The sequence below is a fragment of the Chlamydiales bacterium genome (genome assembly GCA_016185065.1).
Lineage (GTDB): Bacteria > Chlamydiota > Chlamydiia > Chlamydiales > Rhabdochlamydiaceae.
Genome location: JACPOL010000010.1, coordinates 132,314 through 143,743, shown reverse-complemented (window position 1 = coordinate 143,743; position 11,430 = coordinate 132,314). Strand labels below are relative to the sequence as shown.

The window sequence follows — 11,430 nt, the reverse complement described above, 5'->3', positions numbered from 1 at the left end:
GGAAGAGCGTGTCCGATTCTCCTCTCCCGTCTTCCTTTCGTGAACGTGCCCGTGTGCGTGCCCGCGCCCGATCCCCTTCTTTCGCATGCAGCGCAAGAGGGTCGCAGGGAGGCCCCGAGCGAAAGCAAAGCTTTCTCCTGGCCTACCCGACATGTCTCTAAAGCCAACCATGACCAAAATTTATTAGATGTGGAATGGGATCACGTGAGGATGTGTTCGAAATTGAGGATGGTGAAGGCCCAGCCGCCAACTAGGATGTGCGAGATGATAGGACCGACAAGAGACTTCTGCCTGGCATAGAGCCACCCCCAAAAAACTCCAAAGCACATTGCAACTAGCGCAAGAGAGAGTGTGTTGTGACTATGAAACATCCCGAAGAGCAAGTTTGATGTGAGGATTGCAAGCAGCGTACTCCTAGGTCCGTGGAAAAAATTCTGAAAGCAGCTTTGTAAGCAGCCGCGAGATAGAAACTCTTGAAGAGGAACAAATAGAAGATAGAGAAGGGAAAAGATAAAAAAGTGCTTTTCCGGTGTATGTCGGTCAAAGAAGTAGAGATAGGTCTGTTTTTCAGGACCAAATTCAAATAGAGATACCTTCTCAAATCCCTGCACAAAGTGGATTAAATACCACTTTAGGAGAAGAATCCCTAGAAGTAGCGGGAGTGTAAAAACAACTCCTTCAAAAACATTGCGCTTCCAGTTCTTTAGTGTGATTCCATAGAACTCTAGAGGGTATTTTGCTTTTTTGATAATGAATATAGAGCTTACGGCAAATCCCAACATCAAAATAGGCGTAACTGTAGCTGTTGTAATAGTATCAGCACCATAGCGATCGAGCGCTTTGAAAATGAAAAAATAGAAGGTAAGCAGGATGAAAAGATGGATGATCAAATTCCCGATCTGCTCATGAGATTGAGTGAGCTTGATCTCCTGCTTCAAGGATCTCAGAAGAGTCTCGTTAGTCTCGCGCAGACGGCTGCTAAGGCGCTGACTTAAATTGAGCGCGATTTTAGCGCTTGCAACCTCTCCCACTTTCAAGCTTTTTAATTCACTTAAAGAGAGAGTAACCAGCTCTATTTTCTCAACTGCTCTTACTGAAGCGGACCTTCCTTCTGCTTCAAAAAAAGCCATCTCTCCAAACCACTCTCCTGGTCCGATTAGAGCAAGACGAGGGTGCTCTTTATTTGCAGCTTCTCCCTTTAGAATTTCTGCTTGACCACTTTTTATTAGAAAGAGGTGCTCTCCGGGTTTTCCTTCTTGAATAATCCAGCTTCCCTTTTCGAACACCTGTACTTCTATCAAGGGAATGAGCAAAGAGAGCTCTTCATCAGAGAGACTTCTGAATAGTTTGCTCGATTTTAAAAAGTGCAAAAGCTTTGAAGAGGATTCCATATCCTTCTCAATAGATCTTTTGACTTTTAAATGGAAGAAAAAGGGGGAAGGCATTAAGCCGGATTTTGTCGTTGAGCAATCATTCTTCTAGGGACCTTGTCGCCAAGATCCTCAAGCGACCTGTTATTTCGAGCCCCGCGGAGAACGGTATATGGCTCTCAATTCGTCTTGCTTCAGATAGGGTTTACAGCACCCCGCATTTCTGCGAGTGTGGCAAGCTCATGAAGCTTGCATTTTCAGCCTGTCTATCGAACATTGGCCCCGAAGGGCTTCTGCATCTCTAGCGGTATGTTTTCTGTTACACTTTCCGTGGCCTTACAGCCCCCAGCGTTTCGCTGGTATCCTCTCCTGTGAAGTCCAGACTTTCCTCCTCTGTTTAATACAGAGGCGATTGCTTCGCCTTCCCTCAAACGATGATTTAGCTAGCAGCAACTCTTCTTCTGCGACGCTTGGTCGCAACAGTTGAGCCTTCGAGAGCTTCGCTCTCTTGCCAGTAGTGGATTCTAGAGCAGTGCTCGCAGAATACGAGGTTCTCTCCCTTGCGGACGAGATTCTCATGCTGCGCTGTCAGAACGATATGGCAGCCGCTGCATGTGCGGTTGTCGATCGGTACAATGACGCGGTCTTTCTTATTGCGGAGTAGTCTTTCGTAGATCTGAAGAGTTTCAGGATCCGCTTTTGCAGCAAGTGCATCGCGTTGAGACTTAAGCTGCTTGCCCTCTTCATTGATGAGTTTAATGCTCGCTTCGATCTCGTTTGCAAGAGCCATACTGCTCTCTTCAGAGGTCTTCAGGCTCTCTTTGATCTTTTCGAATAACTCTTCCTCTGCATTCTTCTTGTCGACGATGTCTGAGACCTTCTGCTCGAGGGCGATACGCTCTCTCTCTGCAGCGGTCATCTCTTGAGTTAGTGCATTGAACTCATCGACCTTTTTGATGCTATTCTGTTGAGTGTCCAGCTTTTTCACTTTCGCATTAACATCTTGGATCTTCTGCTCAAAGGCTTGGATCGTTTTGTTAAGCTCTGCGATCTCTAGCTGTTTTTCATTCAGCTGCTGATGGAGTTCTTTGCGGATCGCCTCGATCTGAGTGAGCTCTTTCTGACGCTCTTTCTTCACGCGCATGAGGCGGATCATTTTCATGTCTAATTCTTGAATGTCCAGGACTGGACGAAGCCGCTGTTGCATTAGCTTTCTCTCAAAGTAAGTTCTTTTAGTGACAGTACATTATCGATTTGCGCCAATAATCCTCAAGGGAAAAGAGGTCTTGTGTATGTAAAATTTTTATTTGACATTTCTCTGTAACGGAGGCAGAGTGAAATAAGGTCGAAGAATCACGAGACCGAGGAGCAGCTATGAAACATAAACATCCGGGGCGCGAAGCCTCAAACAAGCAGCACACATCGCGCATTACCGTGAAGTATGATGTGGGCTTTAAAAATTCTCTATACATCCGTGGGAATGGTGCCGGGCTGAGCTGGACGAAAGGAAAGCTCATGAAGAATATGGGCGCAGATACCTGGGTTTGGGAGACCGATGCTGAATTTAAAGAGTGCGAATTCAAAGTACTCGTGAACGATCAGGCCTACGAAGATGGCGAAAACCACCGCCTCGCGTACGGCAAGACTACTCAGTACACTCCCCGCTTCGTAAAAGCCGCCTAAAAGAAGAGCGAAAGAAGAGAAGATCGGGCACCGGCACGGGCACGCACACGTTCACGAAAGAAAAAAGAGAACTTTCCCCTCTCCCTTCCCTTTCGTGAACGTGCCCGTGTGCGTGCCCGAGCCCGATCTTCTCTTCTTCTTCCCGGTGTCCGATCTTCTCCCCTCTCTTCTCTTTCGTGAACGTGCCCGTGTGCGTGCCCGCGCCCGATCTTCTTCTTCGCTGTAGCGTAATTTGTGGGTTTTTGCCACAATCCCGATCTTTGAGATTAGGAGGATGGCATGTCGTTTCTTGAAAAATATTTCCAGAGAGTTCCCGAAAAGAGCAGAAGCTCTGCCGCGATCGCCTACATGGCCTCCCTCGATCAGATCAAGGGAGAATTTCCTCTCATCACCGACAAGATTATCCAGGAATTAAAGGATCAACGCTCCTATTTAAAGCTGATCGCGTCGGAAAACTACTCCTCATACGCTGTCCAGCTCTCGATGGGCAACCTACTCACAGATAAGTATGCTGAGGGATATCCCCACCATAGATTTTATGCGGGATGCGATAACGTCGATTCAATTGAAGATGCAGCGATCGGCGAGGCAAAAAAATTATTCGGCTGCGACCACGCCTACGTTCAGCCCCACTCGGGCGCCGATGCAAACATGGTGGCCTACTGGGCGATTCTCGTGCAGCGCGTGCAGAACAAAGAGCTTACCGCTCTCGGGAAAAAGAGCATCGATGAGCTCTCTCCTCAAGAGTATGAACGAGTCCGGCAGCTTCTAGTCGGCCAGAAGATGATGGGACTCTCTCTGAATTCGGGAGGCCACCTAACTCACGGGTATAGACACAACATCTCTGCAAAAATGATGCAAGCGGTCACCTATGATGTCGACGCAAAGACCGGGCTCATCGACTACGCAGCTCTTTCGGAGCAGGTAAAGAGGGAGAAGCCAGCAATTCTGGTAGCTGGCTATTCCGCATATCCTCGCCTGATCGACTTTGCGAAGATGCGCGAGATTGCAGATAGCGTGGGCGCCACATTCATGGTCGACATGGCCCACTTTGCGGGTCTAGTCGCCGGAAAAGCGATGACGGGGAACTTCAACCCAATTCCATTTGCTCATGTGGTCACATCGACAACTCACAAAACTCTTCGCGGACCGCGCGGAGGACTCGTTCTGAGCACAGAAGAGTACCGCGAAGTGATCGACAAGGGGTGCCCAATCGTGCTCGGCGGACCACTTCCTCACGTCCTGGCGGCGAAGGCGATCGCTTTCAAAGAGGCCAACACGCCAAACTTCCAGAACTACGCCAAGCAGATCATCAAAAACGCTCAGGCGCTTGCAGCGCACCTCTCAGCTAAGGGAGTGAAGGTCTCGACGGGCGGAACAGACAACCACCTGATGGTATTCGACGTCTACTCGAGTTTCGGGCTCACAGGAAGACAAGCGGAGCTCGCTCTCAGGGAGGCGCACTTTACAGTTAACCGCAACGCGGTGCCTTTTGATAAGCAGGGGGCCTGGTACACCTCTGGCGTTCGCATCGGCACGCCAGCGCTTACAACGCTCGGAATGAGAGAGAGCGAGATGAAGCAGGTTGCTGAGATGCTGGTCTCCCTCCTCCAGGGAACCAAGCCCGCTCTCTCAGAAAAAGATGGAGGAGTGAGCCGAGCGAAGGTCAATATCGATCCTGGAGTGCTTTCAAAAGTGAAAAATCAAGTATCGGAGCTCCTCGCGCGCTTTCCTCTTTACCCCGAACTTGTCATTGAGTAAAAAGAAAATAGAACAGATAATATTTCAATTTTAGGGTGGAACCATGCCAAGAGCACACGAAGAATCAGAAGTAAATCTAAAGAAGCCCTCTTCCGTCGAGGATAAGATCGATGAGGCTCTGCTTAAAGAGCGCCGCATCTTTTTCTGCGAAGCGGTGGATGAGAAGAGCGCAAATAATGCGATTCGACGCCTCTGGTATCTAGAACTCATCGATCCAGGCAAGCCTATTCTTTTCGTCATCAACTCTCCAGGCGGGTCGATCGATGCGGGCTTTGCTGTCTGGGATCAGGTGAAGATGATCACCTCCCCTGTTACAACGCTTGTAACCGGCCTTGCAGCTTCCATGGGTTCGATCCTGAGCCTCTGCGCTGCACCAGGAAGACGTTTTGCAACGCCAAACTCGCGCATCATGATTCACCAGCCTTCTATTCACGCTGTTGTAAGAGGGCAGGCAACAGATCTCGATATCCAGGCAAAAGAACTACTTAAAACACGCGCGGCAATTGTCGATGTCTATGTCGATGCAACCGGCAAAGACGCTAAGACGATCGAAAAAGCGCTCGATAGAGACACTTGGATGAGCGCAGAAGAGGCATTAAAATTCGGCCTCTTAGACAAGATCGTCCTCTCGTATAAAGAAATCTAACCACGATGATTTCCTTTTCCAAATATCATGGAGCGGGAAATGACTTTATCGTCGTGGATGATCGCGAGCAGAGGTTTCCTCTGCTCGAAAAAGAGCTGATTTCGCGCCTCTGCAATCGGCACACTGGCATCGGAGCCGATGGTCTCATCCTTCTCCAACCCTCTCAAAAAGCCCAGATCAGGATGCGCATCTTCAACGCCGACGGCGGAGAGGCTGAGATGTGCGGCAATGGTATCCGCTGTCTTTTTCACTTCGCTCGCAGCATAAACGCTTGTGAAAAGAGAGCCGAAATCGAAACCATGGCCTCAACCCTTTTGTGCACTCAAGAGGAGGGAGAGTTAATCTCGGTCCTCCACCCGATTCCACAACTCATCTCACGCGACCTCCTTGTTCAAGAGAGGCTCTTTGATCTGGTAGATAGCGGAGTTCCGCACGCCCTGCATCTTGTCAAAGACATTCATGAAGTTGAAGTCGATGGAGTTGGGAGAAGGGTCCGCCACGATCCTCAATTCTTCCCAGGCGGAACCAATGTGACCTTCGTTCAGCCTCACCTAGAAAAGGGGCTGCTCCTTGTGCGCACCTATGAGCGAGGCGTTGAAGGGGAGACGCAGGCTTGCGGAACGGCCGCAGTCGCAGCAGCATTTATCGCATCCAAAAAGCTTTCAGCCCCGCGTAAATTAAAAGTCCAAACTCTGTCAAAAGTCATTTTTGAAACAGAGCTAAAAGAAAAAGGCGTGGAACTGAAGGGGCCAGCTGAGCTAATCTTTGAGGGAAAATTTGAAACTGGAAGGAGCTATCCATGATTATTGGGATCCCAAAAGAGATTAAGAATCACGAGTACCGAGTAGGCGCAACTCCAGAAATGGTGAAGATCCTCATCGGAGCAGGCCATGAAGTCTGGGTGCAAACACAGGCTGGTAATGCGATCGGCTTCACCGATGAGATGTATAAGAAAGCTGGTGCAAAGATCGTATCCAGCGCAAAAGAGCTCTATACCGCCGAAATGATCATCAAAGTGAAAGAGCCTCAGCAGAGCGAATTCCCCCTCCTGAAAGAAGGACAGCTCCTCTTCTGTTACCTCCACCTCGCTCCTGATCCAGAACAGACAAAAGCCCTCCTTGAGAGAAAAGTGGTGGCAATCGCTTACGAAACAGTAACCGACGCTCAGCAGCGCCTCCCTCTTCTCATCCCCATGAGTGAGATCGCGGGAAGAATTGCAATTCAAGTCGGCGCAACAACCCTACAGATGGCTGGCGGCGGCAGAGGCGTTCTCCTCGGCGGCGTACCAGGTGTGGCCCCAGGAAAAGTCGTCGTTTTAGGCGGCGGTATTGTCGGAACTCAGGCAGCGAGAATGGCCCTCGGCCTCGGCGCTGATGTTTCGATCATCGATGTGAACTTAAACCGTCTGCGCGAACTCGACTCTATCTATGGCCCAGCTCTTAAAACTCTCTACTCTACTCCAGTAGTGATCGAAGAGGCGATAAGCCAAGCAGACCTCGTTGTCGGCGCGGTTCTTGTCCCAGGAAAACTGGCTCCTAGACTGGTCACCAAAGCGATGTTAAAGAAGATGATGCCAGGCTCTGTGATCGTCGACGTGGCGATCGATCAGGGCGGCTGCGTTGAGACAGCAAGACCTACGACCCACTCGGAGCCTACATATGTGGTAGATGGCGTTGTGCACTACTGCGTGACCAACATGCCAGGCGGCTGCGCAAGAACCGCAACTCAAGCTCTTACAAATGCAACTCTTCCCTATGCGCTAAAGATCGCCTCTAAAGGGTATAAAAAAGCGATTCAGGAAGATCCAGGTCTGATGCTCGGGTTAAATGTCTGCTTAGGGCGTGTGACCAATCCCTATGTTGCGCAAGATCTAGGGTATGAGTACCATGATCCTCGCAAATTCTTAGACTAATAACAATTTGAAATCATTGATGGGGCGAGGCATTTTGTGAATATGAGTGCTAAAGCCCCACAGTTTTCTGCGGCAGAGATTAAAGCGGCGAAGGAGTTCCTCGATGAGAAGAGCATCCGCAGCTTTCTTTTTTCCGACGGCACCTATCAGATCGAGATGGTTAGCCCCAAGACGAAGGGCTCCTTCTCCCCATTTCTTCACATCAATGACAGCGGCAAAATTTTAGACTGCTTTTGCACATGCAAAGCAGCCGAAAAAAAGAAGTCGTGCGCGCACCTTGCAGCCGCATCTGAGCTGATTTTTCGCGGCCATACAGATCCCCTCCACGTGCGCTTTCGCGATAGCCTCTGGAACCAGCTCGCTCTTATCGCAAGTCAACGGCACGGGTATGAGTCCAACTGCTTAAAAGTTGAAAATGGGAGCTTTGAGGCGCACTCAGTCTCGGGGAAAAGGCTCTTTTTTATCAAAGCATCGAACGAGAAGATAAAGAAGAAGCTGCAGGATCTCTTCTTTCACCGCCCGCTTGAAACGGAAGAGACCTCCCTTAAATTTTCCAATCTTCCTCATACTGAACTCACTCTGTGGAAACAGGGCAGACCCACTCCCAAGCTGCGCTACGAGCTCTCCTTCTGGGCAGATCTAGCGAAATGGTGGATGCTTCTGCAAGACGCTGGAGCTCCCTACAAGATCGATTTTACTTACGACGATGAGACCCTGCCAAAGTGGATTGAAATCCAGTTTAAAGAGTTCACCTTCGGCTTCTACTTGGCAGAGATGAACTGGCCAAAACTCATTCCCGCCCTCGCTACCGTCACCTCTCCGCTCACCGTCTCAGAGCACTCCTATCGCACCATTCAGAAGATGACCTACGATCCTGCAAAGCAGGAGATGATCTTAGATTTTAAAGGAGAGAATCAAGAGGTTACTGGAGAAGAGTCGGTAAGAGAGGGGATCGAAATGGGAGAGTGGCTCTTCATCCCTCGTAAAGGCTTCTATCCAGGAAAGCTCGACCCTCTTCTTAAAGAGCGCATCGTTCCCAAGCAGAGGCTCGCCATTTTTTTGCAGCGCCACGCGAAGCTGGTTAAGAAGCACCTCGTGGGCACTTCAATCGTTCTGGAAGAGCTCGATGCCCAGTATGAGCTCTCCTTCGACGATAAGCTCGCTCTGCACATCCGCTGCTACGTCTTTGAGCCGGGCGATCTTCAGAAGAGAACATCGGTCTATTTTGGCCCTTGGGTTTACATAGAAAACAAGGGCTTTTTCCTCCTTCAAAACCTCTTTTTCGAGGGAGCGGAAAAAGTTGTTTCTAAACCCCTCGTCGCCGATTTTGTCAGCCGCCACCGCCACTGGCTCGCAGCATTTGAGGGCTTTCAAACCCACCCCTCAAGCCTTGAGTCTCACCTATCCTATGCGCTCATGCCCGACAAGAGCCTCCGCTTCGATACACGTGTGGAGTTTGGCGAAGAGCAGGGAGAGCTCTCCGATTTCGGCGAGTGGATCTACATCAAAGGAAAAGGATTCTATGCAAAACGCACGGGCCGGACAGGGGCAAGACTTAGAGCCGGACTGCGCGTCCCCGCTCCAGAGATCTCCACTTTTATCACAACCCACGTAGAAGAACTCGAACAGATCCCCAACTTTTTTAGTGATGACACTCCCCTGGAGAAGCTCGGACTCAAAATCTCTTTCAATGAGAAGAATCAGATCCTCGTAAAACCAGAAAGCGTCTTTAAAAAGGGGTATACCCAGGATCTTGTCCAAATTTTTGGAGATTACACCTACGTAAAAGACGAGGGATTCTACGAGGTGCCCCCCGATTGCAAGCTTCCGGATGTCTACCAGGCAGAACGCGTAATTGACGAGGCGAGCGAACCCTATTTTGTCTCGTATGAACTGGATCTACTCGCGCCATTCATCCTCTCAAGCGATCCACGTCTGCGCAAACCTAAAACTCTCTTCTTGCGCATCCTCCAGATTAAACCCGGCACAAAAGATAAAAGCTCTCACTGGCTCGTCGACTTCGTCTATGAGTCGGATATCGGAATGACTTCGGTCTACGAGGTCTGGAATGGGATTGCAGAGAACAAGCGCTACATCTTTACCGGCGCAGGACTCATCTTTCTAAGGCAGCTCCGTTTTGCCTGGCTTAAAGGACTTCCGAAAAAGCGCTGGTTAAAGGGAGGGGAGCGGCTAAAAATCTCGACCCTCGAATGGCTTAAGCTCTCTGTTTCCGAAGAGATCCGCGACCCTGAAGGAACAAGCAAAGAGGCAAAATCGAGCCGCAAAGTACTCGAAGAGTTTCGCTCCTTCCAGACTCACGAGCTCGTCAATTTAGAGGGATTTCAGAGCAGACTACGCCCCTACCAAGAGATCGGCGTCCGCTGGCTCTGGTTCCTCTACTGCCATGGACTCTCTGGCCTCCTCTGCGACGAGATGGGCCTCGGTAAGACGCACCAAGCGATGGGGCTTCTCGCCGCGATCTACAATGCGGAAGTAAAAGATGAGAAAGACCGGAAAAAACATCTCGTCGTCTGTCCGACATCTGTGATCTACCACTGGGAAGATCTCCTAAAACGCTTCCTACCCCACTTCCGCGTCAGCGTCTACCACGGACAGGGTCGCAAGCTTGAAAATGGATACGATCTCCTCCTCACCTCCTATGGAACTTTGCGCAGCGAAAAAAAACCGCTGGCTAAGATCGATTTTGAAGTTGCCGTGTTCGATGAGATCCAGAGCGCAAAAAACCCCCAATCTCAGACACACCGCGCGTTGAAAGAGATCTCCTCTCAGATGCGCCTAGGCCTCACTGGAACGCCTATCGAAAACCGCCTACTTGAACTCAAAGCCCTTTTCGATCTAGTTGTTCCCCACTATCTGCCCGGAGAGGCGATCTTTAAAGAGCAGTTCATTAGCCCCATCGAAAAGAGTCAGGATCCCGAGAAGAAGTTCGTTCTTGCGCGCCTCATTAAACCCTTCATCATGCGTCGAAAAAAATCGGAAGTGCTTCTCGAGCTGCCAGAGAAGATAGAAGAGATCGCCTACTGCCCGCTCTCAGATGAGCAGCGCAAGCTCTACCGAGAGACTGTTGCCGCAAGAAAAGCCGCGATTGAAAAAGAGCTCAGCGAGTCTTCGAAACCCGTTCCTCTCGTTCACATCTTTTCCCTCATCTCCTCTCTCAAACAGATCTGCGACCATCCCGCACTTTTTGCGGATAACGTTGCTGAGTATCATAAGCATAGTTCTGGCAAATGGGCCCTCTTCGTCGAGCTCTTAGATGAGATTCGCGACAGCGGCCAGAAGGTCGTCGTCTTTTCGCAGTACCTCGGCATGCTCGACATGATCGAGGCCTACCTCAAAGAGAAGAAGATCGGCTTTGCTGGCATCCGAGGAAGCACGAGAAACCGCAAGGAGCAGCTCGACCGCTTCCGCGACGATCCCAAGTGCGAGGTCTTCGTCGCTTCGCTACAAGCAGCAGGCGTCGGCGTCGACCTCGTCTCCGCCTCTGTCGTGATCCACTACGACCGCTGGTGGAACCCCGCTCGCGAAAATCAGGCGACCGACCGCGTCCACCGCATCGGGCAGAAGCGGGGCGTTCAAGTCTTCAAGATGGTCACCAAGGGCACGATCGAAGAGCACATCCACCAGCTCATCGAAAGAAAGCTCACCCTCATGGAAGGCGTGGTCGGCTTCGACGAGCACGACCAGATCAAAGGACTCGACCGGGAAGAGCTCCAAGAGCTCCTCCGCCTCATGGAACCCACCCATTAGGGAAGAGCGCTCGGATGATAAGCGCTCGGCCCGCCCGTTCAAGAAAATGGACGAAAATGGACAGGAAACGGACATTAATGGACGGGAACGGACAGGCGGGCAAGAGAGAGGAAAAGAATTCTTTCTTTGGCGCGCGTCCATTTCCTGTCCATTTTCGTCCGTTTCCTGTCCATTTTCGTCCATTCTTCTTCCGCGCGCCTATAATAAATATTTTTTTCGCACCTTCTTTTGACTGCTTTAAAAGATTGGGGGGTTCGGGTATCATTGCAGCTCTTTAGCCCGGATTGTTT

General features: G+C 50.3%; 8 protein-coding genes and 1 other RNA gene. 6 read left to right on the top strand and 3 right to left on the bottom strand.

The features are described from left to right. Positions 1-200: 200 nt before the first annotated feature. The 3 genes from HYX48_08540 to HYX48_08530 all read right to left on the bottom strand — a co-directional run bounded on the left by HYX48_08540 (position 201) and on the right by HYX48_08530 (position 2,577). Positions 201-1,391 (bottom strand): cyclic nucleotide-binding domain-containing protein, encoded by a 1,191-nt coding sequence (locus tag HYX48_08540; protein MBI2743946.1) that lies wholly within the window; start codon positions 1,389-1,391, stop codon positions 201-203. Positions 1,392-1,430: 39 nt separating this feature from the next. Further along, an RNA gene (gene rnpB / locus HYX48_08535) (RNase P RNA component class A) lies at positions 1,431-1,798 on the bottom strand. Positions 1,799-1,809: 11 nt separating this feature from the next. Beyond that, positions 1,810-2,577, bottom strand: a complete 768-nt coding sequence (locus HYX48_08530; GenBank protein ID MBI2743945.1) for a zinc ribbon domain-containing protein — start codon at positions 2,575-2,577, stop codon at positions 1,810-1,812. A 167-nt stretch (positions 2,578-2,744) separates the two neighbouring features. Here HYX48_08530 and HYX48_08525 point away from each other — a divergent pair, with 167 nt between their 5' ends. The 6 genes from HYX48_08525 to HYX48_08500 all read left to right on the top strand — a co-directional run bounded on the left by HYX48_08525 (position 2,745) and on the right by HYX48_08500 (position 11,140). Then, positions 2,745-3,053 carry a hypothetical protein gene (locus HYX48_08525; GenBank protein MBI2743944.1) on the top strand — a complete coding sequence of 103 codons (309 nt, stop codon included), beginning with the start codon at positions 2,745-2,747 and terminating at the stop codon, positions 3,051-3,053. A gap of 279 nt (positions 3,054-3,332) precedes the next feature. Next, positions 3,333-4,814 carry a glycine hydroxymethyltransferase gene (locus HYX48_08520; protein MBI2743943.1) on the top strand — a complete coding sequence of 494 codons (1,482 nt, stop codon included), beginning with the start codon at positions 3,333-3,335 and terminating at the stop codon, positions 4,812-4,814. A 43-nt stretch (positions 4,815-4,857) separates the two neighbouring features. Further along, a complete protein-coding gene (locus HYX48_08515; protein MBI2743942.1) occupies positions 4,858-5,460 on the top strand; it encodes an ATP-dependent Clp protease proteolytic subunit in 603 nt (200 codons plus the stop codon). A gap of 5 nt (positions 5,461-5,465) precedes the next feature. After that, positions 5,466-6,263 carry a diaminopimelate epimerase gene (locus HYX48_08510; protein MBI2743941.1) on the top strand — a complete coding sequence of 266 codons (798 nt, stop codon included), beginning with the start codon at positions 5,466-5,468 and terminating at the stop codon, positions 6,261-6,263. Beyond that, on the top strand, positions 6,260-7,372 hold the full coding sequence (gene ald / locus HYX48_08505; GenBank protein MBI2743940.1) for an alanine dehydrogenase: 1,113 nt from the start codon (positions 6,260-6,262) through the stop codon (positions 7,370-7,372). The genes HYX48_08510 and ald overlap by 4 nt, the downstream gene beginning before the upstream one ends. 42 nt (positions 7,373-7,414) lie before the next feature. Then, on the top strand, positions 7,415-11,140 hold the full coding sequence (locus tag HYX48_08500; protein ID MBI2743939.1) for a DEAD/DEAH box helicase: 3,726 nt from the start codon (positions 7,415-7,417) through the stop codon (positions 11,138-11,140). Positions 11,141-11,430 lie beyond the last annotated feature (290 nt).